This is a genomic window from Mesorhizobium sp. L48C026A00 (assembly GCF_000502375.1).
In the GTDB taxonomy this organism is placed as follows: Bacteria; Pseudomonadota; Alphaproteobacteria; order Rhizobiales; family Rhizobiaceae; genus Mesorhizobium; species Mesorhizobium muleiense.
This window is the reverse complement of record NZ_AYWU01000013.1, coordinates 141853-155174: the sequence shown is the minus strand read 5'-3', so window position 1 is coordinate 155174 and position 13322 is coordinate 141853. Positions and strand designations below refer to the sequence as shown.

Genomic DNA, 13322 nt, shown 5'->3' with positions numbered 1-13322 from the left:
GATCAGCCTTCGATGCCATCGCGACCGACCACCGTCATCATCGTTCCAGTCATGGTGGCGATCAGTTTGGCCTCGCCGTCGACGGCGAAGGCATAGGCCTGGCCGTCGGCAACGATGATGGTGCGGCCGGGCTTGGTCACCGAGCCGCGGAACAGAAAACGCTCGCCCCGGCCCGGCGCCAGCAGATTGACCTTGAACTCGATGGTCAGCACACTGGAGCTTTCCGGCATCAGCGAGAACGCGGCATAGCCGCAGGCCGAGTCCAGCGCCGTCGAAATGACGCCGGCATGGAGGAAGCCATGCTGCTGAGTCAGCGCCGCCGAATAGGGCATCTCGATCTCGATGATGCCCGGCGTCACCAACGTCAGCTCGGCGCCGATCGTCATCATGGCGTTCTGGCGCGCGAAGGACGTCCTGACGCGATCCTCATAATTGGGGGCGGGTACGATCTCTGCTGCCATGGCTTGTCACGCTCCTGTCAGAAAAGCTTATTGCAGAGGCATGAGCGGCAGGCAATCGCTATTGCTGCACTGCAGCAATCAGGCCCGCCGGCAAGGTTCAGCCACCCCTGCGCAGCGCACAGACATAAAACCCATCGGTACCGCTCAGCGCCGGCGACAGCGAAATGCCGCCTGCTGCGCCGATACGGGGGGCCGCCTCGTGGCCCGGAAAGCGGCTGTCCCAAAGCTGGCGGTGATCGACCGGGACAAAGCCGCTGTTACGATCCCTGAAGGCAGCTACCTGCTCGCCATTCTCCTCATCGAACACCGAGCAGGTGATGTAGACTAGCAGCCCGCCCGGTTTGACGAAGGTTTTGGCGACATCGAGGATCGCCGATTGCTCGCCCTTGCGCGCATCGAGCTGCTTCTGCGTCAGCCGCCATTTGGCATCGGGCCGGCGCCGCCAGGTGCCGCTGCCGGTGCAGGGCGCGTCGACCACGACGATGTCGATGTGGCCCGCGAGGGGGGTGAGTTCCGTCGGCTTGGTGACGATTTGGACGTTGCGGTTTTCCGAGCGGCGGATGCGGTCGAAGATCGGCGCCAGCCGCGCTTTTTCGGAATCATGGGCAAACACCTGGCCGCGATTGTCCATCGCCGCCGACAGGGCCAGCGTCTTGCCGCCGGCTCCGGCGCAAAAGTCGAGAACCTGCATCCCGGCCTCGGCGCCAGCCAGCGTGGCGGCGATCTGCGAGCCTTCGTCCTGAACCTCGAACCAGCCTTTCTGGAAGGCCGGTTCGGCCTGCACGTTCGGGTGCCTGCCGTCGCCCGCGATCGGCGGGATGCGGATGCCGTGCGGCGCAATTCGTGCAGCCTTGGCGCCGGTCTCGGCCAGTTCGGCGAGCACCTTGTTGCGATCGGCCTTCAGCGTGTTGACCCTGAGGTCGAGCGGCGGGCGGGTCGCCAGCGCCGCACCTTCATCGACCCAGCAGGCGCCGAAGGCCTGCTCGAAAAGCGGTTCGCACCAATCCGGAATATCGGCGCGCACCGCCGGCGGCGCATCGTCGAGCCGGCGGTCAGCGATGGCCTTCAGTTCATCGTCGTTCAACAGCGGCGGCGCAAACTTGTCACCGTCGAGCGCTTCGTTCAACGACTGCGCCGTCTGGTTCCATTCGAGCAGCAGCGCGCCAAAACCGATGGCGCGCGGCGTATTTTCGCCCAACAGCCAGCCGGCCGAGCGCTTTCGCCGCAGCGCGTCGTAGACGATGTTGCCGATCGCGGCGCGATCGCCGCCGCCGGCGAAGCGGTGCGACAGGCCCCAATCCTTCAGCGCATCGGCGACCGGCCGGTGCCGCCGGCCGATATCCTCCAGCACTTCGATGGCTGCTGCCAGCCGTCCGCCCAGTCGCATCTTGTTATTCCGTTACTCAGCAAATCAATTCCGGGGTCTTGCTCTAAAGCGCGCGACCGGCGCACACAAGCGGGGAGAGTCCTGGAGGCAGAGGGCGCTCGCTTCAGGTTTGCGCTGCCCCTCACCCTGACCCTCTCCCCGTGAGAACGCCAGATCAAAGGCAGCTCTCTTGATATCAGCGACCCTCGCATTGCTATGCTTTTAAACTTTTGAAGTTGCGATAGTCTTCCGCTGCGTGATTCGCCAAGAACTGCAAGCGGATCGGCGGGAAATTACGTGGAGAGGGCAATGAAGACTTACCTGGCGGAAGTTCTAGGCACATTTCTACTGGTGTTCATCGGCACGGCTTCGGTGGTGACGGGCGGCTTCGGCGGCGCGCTGCCGCTCGGCCAGGAAGGCATCGGTCTGGCATTCGGCATCGGCCTGATCGCGGCGGCTTATGCGATCGGCCCGATCTCGGGTGCACATCTCAACCCGGCGGTGACGCTCGGCGTGTTCCTCGCCGGCCGAATGGAGGCCAAGAACGTCATCCCCTACTGGATCGCGCAGGTCATCGGCGCCATCATTGCGTCGCTGGCGCTGTGGATCATCGTCTCCGGGCAGGTCGGCGGCCATACCGGCGGCTTCGGCGCCAATGGCTGGGATGCGACGAAGTGGGGTCTCAGCTCGGCGTTCCTGTGGGAACTGATCGGAACCTTCACCTTTGTCACGGTCATCCTCGGCGTCACCAGCGGCAGCCACGCGACGGCCTTTGCCGGCCTCGTCATCGGCCTGACGCTGGCAGGACTGCACTTCGCCATCATTCCGGTGACCGGCACATCGCTCAATCCGGCCCGCTCGATCGGCCCGGCGCTGTTTTCGGGAGGTGCGGCGATCGGCCAGCTCTGGCTGTTCATCGTCGCACCGCTGATCGGCGGCGCCATCGCCGGCGTGGTCGCCAAGACCCGTATCTTCGAGAAGGACTGACAGGCTTTGGTCTGACAAAAAGGCGCGGGACCCGGCCCGCGCCTTTTTGTTTGAGGTTCGAAAAACTTATCCAGGCGGGACGCTACCCGCTCCGGGCCTTGGCCGATCAGGCAAGTTCGAAGCGATCGGCGTTCATCACCTTGTTCCACGCCGCCACGAAGTCGTTGGCAAATTTCTCCTCCGCGTCCGCGGTCGCATAGACTTCCGCCAACGCGCGCAGCTGGGCATGCGAACCGAAGATGAGGTCAACGCGGGTGCCGCTCCACTTGAGCTCGCCTGTCGTCCGATCGCGTCCTTCGAACAATTCCTTGGCCTCCGATGTCGACTTCCACACCGTTCCCATGTCGAGCAGGTTGACGAAGAAGTCGTTGGTCAGCGTCTCAGGCCGCTTGGTGAAGACGCCGTGCGTTGACTGCTCGGCATTTGCGCCGAGCACGCGCAGGCCGCCGACGAGGACTGCCATCTCCGGCGCCGTCAGCGTCAGCAATTGCGCCCGGTCGACCAGCGCCTCCTCGGGCGACAAACGCTGCGGGCCGCTGAGATAGTTGCGGAAACCGTCGGCGGTCGGTTCGAGCGGGGCGAAGGAGTCGACGTCGGTCTGCTCCTGGGAGGCATCCATGCGACCCGGCGTGAACGGAACCTTCACCTCGTTGCCGGCGTCCTTCGCGGCCTTTTCGATTGCGGCGCCGCCGCCAATGACGATCAGGTCGGCAAGCGAGACTTTCTTGTTGCCGGACTGCGAAGCATTGAACTCCTTGCGGATCGCTTCGAGCTTCTCCAGCACCTTCGCCAGCTGAGCCGGCTGGTTGACGTCCCAGTCCTTCTGCGGCGCCAGGCGAATGCGCGCGCCGTTGGCGCCACCGCGCTTGTCGGAACCACGGAAGGTCGAGGCGGACGCCCAGGCCGTCGAGACCAGCTGCGGCACCGAAAGGCCGGAGGCGAGGATTTTTGACTTCAGGGCGGCCACGTCCAGCTCATCGACCAGCACATGATCGACGGCAGGGATAGGATCCTGCCACGGCAGCTCTTCCTTGGGCACGAGCGGGCCGAGATAGCGCACGAGCGGGCCTATGTCGCGGTGGGTCAGCTTGTACCATGCGCGGGCGAAGGCATCGGCGAACTGGTCCGGATTCTGATGGAAGCGCCGCGAGATCTTTTCGTAGGCAGGATCGAACCGCAGAGCGAGGTCGGTGGTCAGCATCGAAGGCGCGTGACGCTTTGCCGGGTTGTGGGCATCGGGCACAGTGCCGGCGCCGGCGCCGCCCTTCGGCGTCCACTGGTGCGCGCCGGCCGGGCTCTTGATCAACTCCCATTCGAAGCCGAACAAATTGTCGAAGAAGTTGTTGCCCCATTTCGTCGGCGTCGTCGTCCACGTCACTTCCAGGCCGCTGCCGATCGCGTCACCGCCTTTGCCGGTGCCAAACGTGCTCGCCCAGCCGAGGCCCTGCTCTTCGATGCCGGCTGCTTCCGGCTCGGGGCCAACCAGCGTCGCATCGCCGGCGCCGTGGGTCTTGCCGAAGGTGTGGCCGCCGGCGATGAGCGCGACGGTCTCCTCATCGTTCATGGCCATGCGCGCAAAGGTCTCGCGGATATCGCGCGCCGCGGCCAACGGGTCCGGATTGCCGTTCGGCCCTTCCGGGTTGACGTAGATCAGACCCATCTGCACGGCGGCAAGAGGGTTCTGGAGATCGCGTTCGCCGCTGTAGCGCTCGTCGGCCAGCCACTTGCCTTCAGGGCCCCAGTAGATGTCCTGTTCGGGCTCCCAGACATCGGCGCGCCCGCCGGCAAAACCGAAGGTCTTGAAGCCCATCGATTCCAGGGCGACGTTGCCGGTGAGAATCATCAGGTCGGCCCAGGAGATCTTGCGGCCGTATTTCTGCTTGATCGGCCACAGCAGCCGGCGAGCCTTGTCGAGATTGACGTTGTCCGGCCAGCTGTTGAGCGGCGCGAAGCGCTGCTGGCCGGCTCCGGCGCCGCCACGGCCGTCGCCGATGCGGTAGGTGCCGGCGCTGTGCCAGGCCATGCGGATGAACAGCGGCCCGTAATGGCCAAAGTCGGCCGGCCACCACTCCTGCGAGTCCGTCATCAAGGCATGCAAGTCCTTGATCACGGCGTTCAGGTCGAGACTTTTGAACTCCTTGGCGTAATCGAATGCCTCGCCCATCGGATCGGACAGTGCGGACTGCTGGTGAAGTACCTGCACATTCAGCTGGTTCGGCCACCAGTCACGGTTGGCCCTGGCGATAGTTGTGTGCACGACCGGGCATTTTCCGGCGCTGGTGTCATCGGTCTTTGCGTCCATCGTTCTCTCCAATTTCTGAATTTTCCGGGATTTGTCGTTTTCCGGGATTGTCGATCTTCCGGGGATTTGATGATTTTCCGGACGGGCCCTGAGCCACGCCACTCTGGAACGGTTCCAGACTAGGCCGCATTGCCGATAAAAACAAATTGCCTTTCCAGTTTGTTGCGATAGGTTTTCCTTATGATTGGTCTCACCGTCCGGCAGATGCAATATTTCGAAGCACTGGCACAGACGCTGCATTTCGGCCGCGCCGCGAAACTGGCCGGCGTCAGCCAGCCGGCGCTGTCGTCGCAGATCGCGGAGATGGAGCTGCGGCTGAATTGCCGGCTGTTCGAGCGCGGCGGCAAATCGGTTCGGATGACCGACGAGGCACTGGCCATGCTGCCACGTATCGAGCGCATTCTTGCCGACATCCGCGAAATCGAGACCACGGCCCGGCGTGGCCGCCCCGCCATGGAAGGGCGCTTCCGGCTCGGCATCATCCCGACGGTGGCGCCCTATCTGCTGCCGCATGTGCTGCCGGAACTAAAACGGCATTTCCCGGCCTTGCAGCTCGAATTGCGTGAAGCGGTGACCGCCTCGCTGGTCGAGGACACCGCCCTGGGAAAGCTCGACGCCTTCATTGCGGCCCTTCCCCTCGATCAGCCCGGACTGATCACCGAGCCGCTTTTCTCCGACCGGTTCTTCCTTGCCGTGCCGGCCGGCGATCCAGCCTTCGCCTCGCCGCCGGTGCCGCCGGAAAGCCCGGCATTGGAAAGGCTGATGCTGCTGGAGGAAGGCCACTGCCTGCGTGAACAGGCGCTTGCCGTCTGCGGCAGCGTGCGGCCGGTGGCAATGGCGAGCTATGGCGCGACGAGCCTGACGACGCTGCTGCAGATGGTGGCGCACGGGCTCGGCGTCACCCTTATCCCGGAAATGGCGGCAGGGCCGGCCAGCGCCATGCGCGATTTGAAGATCGTGCCGTTCCAGGAGCCGATGCCGCAGCGCACGATCTGCCTCGCCTGGCGACGCAACAAGGTCCGGCATGACGAATGCGTCGAACTGGCCAAGATCATCCGCGGCCTGGACGAGGCGGTGTTGGCGGCGTGAGGGTGGGAATGTCGGCCAGAGGGTCCGACCGCCTTGGCATGCCGCGCAGCAGTGCTACATTCGTTATGGAGGCCAGAACAAGGATAAGCGCCGACAAAAAAATCGTCGAATGCGGAAACATATTGGCGCTTGTGCCCGACCGAGCGCCCGATGCCCCGATGTCACCGGCAGCGAAACTGGTTGCGCAAGGGGCGAGTTCGCATATTCTGGTTGTGGCAGAAGCGTTTACAACAATGGGAGGAGTAAATGTCCGACAATAAAATCTCGCGTCGCGGGTTCCTGGAAAAGTCCACCGCCATCACCGCCGGTGCGGCTGCAGCGACGACGCTCTCGGCCCCGGCCGTACTGGCGCAGGCGCCGGTGACCATCAAGATGCAGACCTCCTGGCCTGCTTCCGACATCTGGATGGATTTCGCGCGGCTATACATAGAGCGCGTCGAAAAAATGTCGGGCGGCCGGCTGAAGTTCGAGCTCCTGCCCGCGGGTGCGGTCGTCGGCGCGTTCCAGGTGCTGGATGGCGTCAATGACGGCGTCATCGACGCTGCGCACACCGTCCCCGTCTATTGGTACGGCAAGCACAAGGCCGCGTCGCTTTTCGGAACTGGCCCTGTGTTCGGCGGCAGCGCCACCACCATGCTTGCCTGGTTCCACCAGGGCGGCGGCAAGGATCTCTACCGCGAGCTGACGCAGGACATCATGGGCCTCAACGTGGTCGGCTTCTATGGCTTCCCGATGCCGGCGCAGCCGTTCGGCTGGTTCAAGAATCCTGTCACGACCCCCGCCGAACTGCAGGGATTCAAGTATCGGACGGTGGGTCTTGCCGCAGATCTCATGCAGAACCTCGGCCTCAGCGTGGCGCAGTTGCCCGGCGGTGAAATCGTGCCGGCCATGGAGCGCGGGGTTATCGACGCCTTCGAATTCAACAATCCGTCATCCGACCTTCGCTTCGGTTCGCAGGACGTCGCCAAGAACTATATCTTGTCGTCCTATCATCAGGCTAGCGAGTCATTCGAATTCCTGTTCAACAAGGACGTATTCGACGACCTCGACGACGATTTGAAGGCCATTCTCGAATATGGCGTGGAGGCGGCCAGCACCGCGACCACGGCAGTCGCCCTCGACAACTATTCGGCCGACCTGCAGAAACTGCAGACCGAGCACGGTGTCACCGTGCACCGCACCTCCAAGGAGATTCTCGACGCACAACTCCAGGCCTGGGACAAGATCATCCCGACGCTGGAGGCGGATGCGTTCATGAAGCGGGTGCTCGATAGCCAGCGCCAATGGGTCGAACGCGTCGTCTACTACGAGCTTATGAATTCAGCCGACCTGACACTGGCATACGAACATTACTTCCCCGGCAAGCTGAAGCTCTAATTCGCGTCTCCGCTTCGGCAAATCCGGCGGTTTTGCGGACCGCCGGATTGTATCTGACGGAACCCAGTAAATGCTCCGTTACATTGCGTTCGCCGATGAACTTTCGGCATGGTTTGGAAAGGTGTTCGCCTGGAGCGTCGTCGTTATGACGCTCGGCGTGAGCTATGAGGTCGTCGTGCGATACCTGTTCAGCGCGCCGACTGCGTGGGCATTCGACCTCAGCTACATGCTCTACGGCACCATGTTCATGATGGCCGGCGCTTACACCTTGTCGCGAGACGGGCATGTGCGCGGCGATTTCATCTACCGGCTGTGGCGGCCGCGCGTGCAAGCGGCGGTCGAACTTGTCCTCTACTTCATTTTCTTCTTCCCAGGCGTCACGGCGCTGATTCTGGCCGGCTGGAAGTATGCCGCACGCAGCTTTCGCTATCTCGAAGTAAGCTCGAACAGCCCGGCCGGGATTCCGATCTTTCAGTTCAAGGCCGTCATCGTGGCGGCAGGCATCCTGCTCTTCGTGCAGGGGATTGCTCAGGTGTTCCGCTGCGTCGTCTGTCTGCGAACCGGAACATGGCCGCGCGCGGCTGAAGACGTGGAAGAGACCGAGAAGGTGCTGATGGAAGCCAAGACGCTCGATGTTCTGCATCACGGTTCGGAGGCAGTCGACCTCCCGTTCCTCCATCCCGACAATCAACCCGACCGCGACGGAGAAGACAGATGAGCGATCCTCAGGTCGCCGTCGCGATGCTGCTCATTCTGCTTCTGGCGATCTTCCTTGGCTTCCCGGTTGCGTTCACTTTGATGGCGCTCGGGGTCGCCTTTGGCTACTACGCTTATTTAAATCCGGGACGGATGTGGCGCGCCTACGAACGGGCGGTTGAGGATGGCGCCGACGGCTGGACGCTTACGGAGCATTGGATCGGCGGCTTCTTCAACAACCGCATTTTCGATCTGTTCGTGAATCAGACCTATTCTGTGATCTCGAACGACGTGCTGACCGCCATCCCGCTTTTCCTGTTCATGGGCTACATCGTCGAGCGGTCCAATATCATCGAGCGTCTTTTCGGCACCCTCTATATCGCCACCCGGCGCGTTCCCGGCTCCATGGCGGTCGCCGCCCTCATCACCTGCACCCTTTTCGCAACGGCCACAGGCATTGTCGGCGCGGTCGTGACACTGATGGGTCTGCTGGCGTTTCCCGCCATGCTGAAGGCGCGTTACGACGTCAGCTATGCCTCGGGAGTGATCTGCGCCGGCGGAACCCTCGGCATCCTCATTCCGCCGTCGATTCTGCTCATCGTCTATGGCGCGACGGCGGGTGTGTCGGTGGTCCGCATGTATGCGGCAGCCCTGCTTCCGGGACTGCTGCTTGCCGGCCTTTATCTGATCTATGTGGTGGCGAAGGCGGTGCTGCAGCCGCAGCTGGCGCCGAAGCCGACCCGAGACGAGGTAGGCCACTATTCGGTCCTGCAAATCAGCTGGATGCTGCTGACCTCCTTCGTCCCTCTGGCGGTCCTGATCCTTGCGGTGCTCGGCGCTATCCTGTTCGGCCTTGCCACGCCTTCGGAGGCTGCCGCCATCGGCGCGCTCGGCGGCGTCGTGCTGGCCGCCGCCTACCGGGCGCTGACGTGGCAACGCCTGAAGGAGTCCGTCTATTTGACGGCGCGAACGACCGCGATGGTGTGCTGGCTGTTCGTCGGCTCCGCGACCTTCGCCTCGGTCTTTGCCTATCTGGGAGGCCAGCAACTGATCAGCGATTTCGTCACCGGCCTCGACATGTCGCCGCTGATGTTTTTGATCGTCGCCCAGATCATCATCTTCATCCTGGGCTGGCCGCTGGAATGGACGGAGATTATCGTGATCTTCGTTCCGATCTTCCTGCCGCTATTGGCGCATTTCGAGATCGATCCGCTGTTTTTCGGCGTGCTCGTCGCAGTCAACCTTCAGACGGCCTTTTTGTCGCCGCCCATGGCGATGTCGGCCTACTACCTCAAGGGCATTTCGCCGCCGCATGTTCAGCTTTCGGATATTTTCCGCGGAATGATGCCCTATATGCTGATCGTTATCCTGTGCATGGTCATCATCTACGTCTTCCCGCAGATCGTGTACGGGCTGCCCAACCTGATCTACGGGGGCTGAGGCGCGATGCCGCGGCGAGTGGAGGACAATAGATGAATTTGAGCCGCTTCCTGGCCGTCTTGGCGTTTGTTGTCTTTCTGGCGTTTTTTGGCGTCGTAATCCGGTTCGTCCCGCATCCCGATCTAGGCGTTGCGGTCGGCATTGGCGTCCTCCTTGCGGGCTACGATCTATGGAGCCAGTTGAGGTCTCGCGCGAGGTAACAGCCGGGCTTTGGGCGGTCGCGGGAAAGCTGCAAGGCTGCAGCTTCGATGCGGGCAATGAGCCGAACCGTCCGCTCGGCCTGAGAAACATCAATTCAATCAAATCCTCGTGAATTGTACCGGACGCCCGGAACCGCAGACGCGTTCCCGGCATTGATTTTGCGGAGGAATCCGCGTCCAGAACAGGGAGCAGTGTTATGGCTTACCGTGATTATATCCATACGCCGGTGACGCCACGTGACATCCGATGGGGACTCCAGCAGGGGGCCGTCGCGGGTATTGTCGCAGGCATCGTCTTTGCGGCGTTCGAAATGGCGGCGAGTGCGTTCATGATGGGGGCGGAAGCGTTCTTCATGCCCCTGCGCATGATCGGCGCCATCGCGCTTGGACCGGAAGCCCTCGATCCCGGCTACCCGCTCTTGACGGCCGGCATCGCCGGCGTGGTCGTGCATTTGATCCTGGCCATCGCCTATGGGATCGTGTTCGGGGAGATTGCCGCAATGCTGCGAGGGCGAGCAGCCTTCATCGGTCTCGGCAGCATCTTTGGACTCGCCTTGTGGCTCGTCAATTTCTATGTGATCGCGCCGATCGCATTCCCCTGGTTCCTGCAAGCAAGCCCGGTCGTGCAGTTCATTGCCCACACATTCTTCTTCGGTACCGTCCTCGGCTGGTACCTGTGGAAGTCGCACGAGAGAAGCGGGCTCGAAGGACCGGCGGTTTAGCCTTGCCAGCACCGACCTGGCACAGTCGGATTGAAGCGGAAAGACAGCGGTGATCACCGGCGCTTCTTGGCATCGGGCGTGCGCTTCGCACGAGTGTGCGGAGGTCGCTTTGATCGCCCGCGACCCGACGCTGCTGCAGATGGTGGCGCATGGGCTCGGGCGTCACGCTCATCCCGGAAATAGCGGCAGGACCAGCCAGCGCCATTGCGCGATCTGGAGATCGTGCCCACTCCAGGAACCGATGCCGCAGCGCCATCTGCCTCGTCTGGCGGCGCAAGAAGATGCGGCACGACGAATGCGTCGAAGTGGCAAGATCATCCGCGCAATGGCTGAGGTGGTGTGCAATTAATCAGGTAGAGTAGAAGAGAAACTGAGCAGTCAATCGACGATACGTCGCGGGCCGTCCGTGAGCAGACGCTCGGCTTGTCCGATCATGTCGTCGATCACGCGTCCAGCCGACTCCACGCTTCGGATCACTCCGGCCACTTCCCCCATCAAAACGCCGGTGTTCTCGGCATCGCCAGCGTAAAAGGCGTCCCAATAGTCGCTGCTCTGGATGGCCAGCGTCGGCGCTTCAGTCAGCTGACCTTCGCGGCCATGCCAGGCGGCGACAAATCGAGTCCTCAGCACGCGCGCGACGAATTCGTCTGTCGGCCAACGATAGTTGCGGGCGATGTCGACAGTTGTGGTCTTGATCGTCGCATCGCCATCAGCGGCGATGATAGCCTCCTGGAATCCGCGCGGCGCAGCGGACTCTGCAGTCGCCATGAACCGCGTGCCGACCAGGACGCCGTCGGCGCCGAGCATCAATGCCGCGGCAAGCGCTCGACCGTCGCCAACGCCACCCGCCGCCACGAGAAGCGTCTGAGGCGCCTGTTTCGCGAGAAGATCGGCAATCTCGGGAACGAGTGTGAAGGTCGAGCGGGGACCGCTGTGGGCCGCCGGCTTCATTGCCCTGCGCCACAATTGCATCTGCGCCGACGTCGAGCGCCTCGCGGGCGTGCAACATCGACTGGACTTGGCAGATGAAAGGCACTCGCTTCTCTGATATGCGCGGCGAAGGGTGCTGGCGAGCCGAATGAAAGCATCAGCGCCGCGGGTTGCCGCTCCAGCACGCGGTCGAGCAGATACGGCCTGGTTGCCAGCGACCATGTAATAAACCCACATCCGACACGGGCGTTGACTGCGGCGGCAAACTCCTTGTCCAGCCAGGCTTCGTCGCCGTAGCCGCCGCCGATCAAACCGAGCCCGCCGGCATGCGACACCGCTGCTGCAAGCCGTCCGCCTGCCATCACGCCCATAGGAGCGAGGAGGATGGGATTCCTGATCGCAAAACGTTCGGTCAGTCGGGTTTTGAGTGGCACGGTTCGCGCTCGCCAAATCATCGAAGGGATACCGAAGATGCAGCATACGCGACGCACTGTAGCAGGATAGTGGTCCCGATTGAGACTCGAACCGGGAAATCAGACCGTTTTTAGTGGTAAGTGACTGATGGTCGCCGCAACGCAAAGCTGGCGGCTGGACGGCCGCACTGGGTGGCGAGCTGACACACTCTGGCAGCAATTTGGCAGCAAGACGCGATTGAGCATCAACCGCGTCGCGCCGCCTCGATCGCGGCGACGTCGATTTTCTTCATAGTCATCATGGCATCAAACGCGCGCTTTGCCTCGTCGCCGCCAGCCGCCATCGCGTCAGTCAGCACGCGCGGCGTGATTTGCCAGGAAATCCCCCATTTGTCTTTGCACCAGCCGCACACGCTCTCCTGGCCGCCATTGCCGACGATGGCATTCCAATAGCGGTCGGTCTCCTCCTGATCGTCGGTGGCGATCTGGAACGAGAAGGCTTCGTTGTGCTTGAACTCGGGACCTCCGTTGAGGCCGATACAAGGAAGGCCCGCGACTGTGAATTCGACCGTCAACACGTCGCCCTCTTTGCCGGCCGGGTAGTCACTGGGTGCACGGTGCACGGCACTCACCACGCTGTCGGGAAAGATCTCGGAGTAGAAGCGGGCGGCAGCCTCGGCGTCCTTATCGTACCAGAGGCAAATCGTATTCTTTGCCATTTGCGGGTTCCTTTCGCTTGAGGCCAAGATTTCGGCCTTGTTTCCCCATCCGCTCTCTTCCGAGATAGGTAGCCAACCGCTTTTCTCCACCCCGGAAGCGTCCGTCTCGCCCGCGCGAACGCAAAGAGCAGCTTACCCTAATGTCGCTGTCGCTTTGGCACGGGTTCCGGACGATAAGCGAAGGCCCGCCCCTGAAATGCGTCGCGAATGTCTGGAAAATCCACAAAGCAGACCAACTTTCCGACCAGACGACAGGGCCACGATCCGGCACCCGCAGACCTCGCCCACCGGCGCTCCAGTCCGACACGTCATGTTCACCTGCGGCTCGGAAAGGCACAGTGGTGCTATCCAGGCGTGTTCGCCTTGACGACCTTTTGGCATTCGGGCGTCAGCTCACTCATGTGATCGGCCAGGCATTTGATGATGTGGCCGCCGCCCGGCAACACGCCCTCGCAGATCTTCTGGTAATCTGCCTGGCAGGCCTCACGCTCGGCCGCCGTCTGCGCCAGCGCCACGGTGGTTGCCATCTGAGTTGCCAAGAAAAGCACGCTCAACGCAATCCGCATGACAAACTCCCCTCAAACATGTAGATTAGCTCACTTTTATATAATGCGATATAC

General features: G+C 62.4%; 14 protein-coding genes. 7 read left to right on the top strand and 7 right to left on the bottom strand.

Going from position 1 to position 13322, the window contains the following annotated elements; translation table 11 throughout:
- Positions 1–2: 2 nt before the first annotated feature.
- Both X738_RS63175 and X738_RS63170 read right to left on the bottom strand, forming a co-directional pair.
- A complete protein-coding gene (locus tag X738_RS63175; RefSeq protein ID WP_023800372.1) occupies positions 3–461 on the bottom strand; it encodes a PaaI family thioesterase in 459 nt (152 codons plus the stop codon).
- A 97-nt stretch (positions 462–558) separates the two neighbouring features.
- Complete coding sequence (locus tag X738_RS63170; RefSeq protein WP_023800371.1) at positions 559–1848, bottom strand: RsmB/NOP family class I SAM-dependent RNA methyltransferase; 1290 nt, start codon at positions 1846–1848, stop codon at positions 559–561.
- A 288-nt stretch (positions 1849–2136) separates the two neighbouring features.
- On the opposite strand from X738_RS63170, the gene X738_RS63165 reads away from it, so the two are divergent.
- The gene (locus X738_RS63165) at positions 2137–2814 is read left to right on the top strand and encodes an aquaporin (RefSeq protein WP_023800370.1); all 678 of its coding nucleotides are present in this window, start codon (positions 2137–2139) and stop codon (positions 2812–2814) included.
- A gap of 106 nt (positions 2815–2920) precedes the next feature.
- Here X738_RS63165 and katG read toward each other — a convergent pair whose 3' ends face one another.
- Complete coding sequence (gene katG / locus X738_RS63160; RefSeq protein ID WP_023800369.1) at positions 2921–5116, bottom strand: catalase/peroxidase HPI; 2196 nt, start codon at positions 5114–5116, stop codon at positions 2921–2923.
- Positions 5117–5296: 180 nt separating this feature from the next.
- Between katG and X738_RS63155 the strand changes: the two genes are divergently transcribed.
- From X738_RS63155 to X738_RS86670, 6 genes are all read left to right on the top strand, one after another.
- Entirely contained in the window at positions 5297–6205 is a 909-nt protein-coding gene (locus tag X738_RS63155) for a hydrogen peroxide-inducible genes activator (protein ID WP_023800368.1), read from the top strand.
- Between the two features lie 246 nt (positions 6206–6451).
- Positions 6452–7582, top strand: a complete 1131-nt coding sequence (locus tag X738_RS63150) for a TRAP transporter substrate-binding protein (protein WP_023800367.1) — start codon at positions 6452–6454, stop codon at positions 7580–7582.
- Between the two features lie 70 nt (positions 7583–7652).
- The gene (locus tag X738_RS63145) at positions 7653–8300 is read left to right on the top strand and encodes a TRAP transporter small permease subunit (protein ID WP_023800366.1); all 648 of its coding nucleotides are present in this window, start codon (positions 7653–7655) and stop codon (positions 8298–8300) included.
- On the top strand, positions 8297–9718 hold the full coding sequence (locus X738_RS63140) for a TRAP transporter large permease (RefSeq protein WP_023800365.1): 1422 nt from the start codon (positions 8297–8299) through the stop codon (positions 9716–9718). Before X738_RS63145 ends, X738_RS63140 begins: the two co-directional genes overlap by 4 nt.
- A gap of 397 nt (positions 9719–10115) precedes the next feature.
- Positions 10116–10640, top strand: coding sequence for a hypothetical protein (locus X738_RS63135; RefSeq protein WP_023800363.1), 525 nt, complete (start codon positions 10116–10118; stop codon positions 10638–10640).
- 109 nt (positions 10641–10749) lie between these two features.
- Positions 10750–10989, top strand: a complete 240-nt coding sequence (locus X738_RS86670; RefSeq protein WP_210163891.1) for a hypothetical protein — start codon at positions 10750–10752, stop codon at positions 10987–10989.
- Between the two features lie 29 nt (positions 10990–11018).
- Here the strand turns inward: X738_RS86670 and X738_RS87190 are convergent, their stop codons facing one another.
- The 4 genes from X738_RS87190 to X738_RS63120 all read right to left on the bottom strand — a co-directional run bounded on the left by X738_RS87190 (position 11019) and on the right by X738_RS63120 (position 13268).
- Positions 11019–11591 carry an NAD(P)H-dependent flavin oxidoreductase gene (locus X738_RS87190; protein WP_245277712.1) on the bottom strand — a complete coding sequence of 191 codons (573 nt, stop codon included), beginning with the start codon at positions 11589–11591 and terminating at the stop codon, positions 11019–11021.
- Entirely contained in the window at positions 11588–12004 is a 417-nt protein-coding gene (locus X738_RS87185) for a nitronate monooxygenase (protein WP_245277711.1), read from the bottom strand. Before X738_RS87185 ends, X738_RS87190 begins: the two co-directional genes overlap by 4 nt.
- Before the next feature lie 224 nt (positions 12005–12228).
- Positions 12229–12702: a VOC family protein gene (locus X738_RS63125; RefSeq protein ID WP_023800362.1), complete on the bottom strand. Its 474-nt coding sequence runs from the start codon at positions 12700–12702 to the stop codon at positions 12229–12231.
- 344 nt (positions 12703–13046) lie between these two features.
- On the bottom strand, positions 13047–13268 hold the full coding sequence (locus tag X738_RS63120; protein WP_023800361.1) for a hypothetical protein: 222 nt from the start codon (positions 13266–13268) through the stop codon (positions 13047–13049).
- Between the last annotated feature and the right edge of the window lie 54 nt (positions 13269–13322).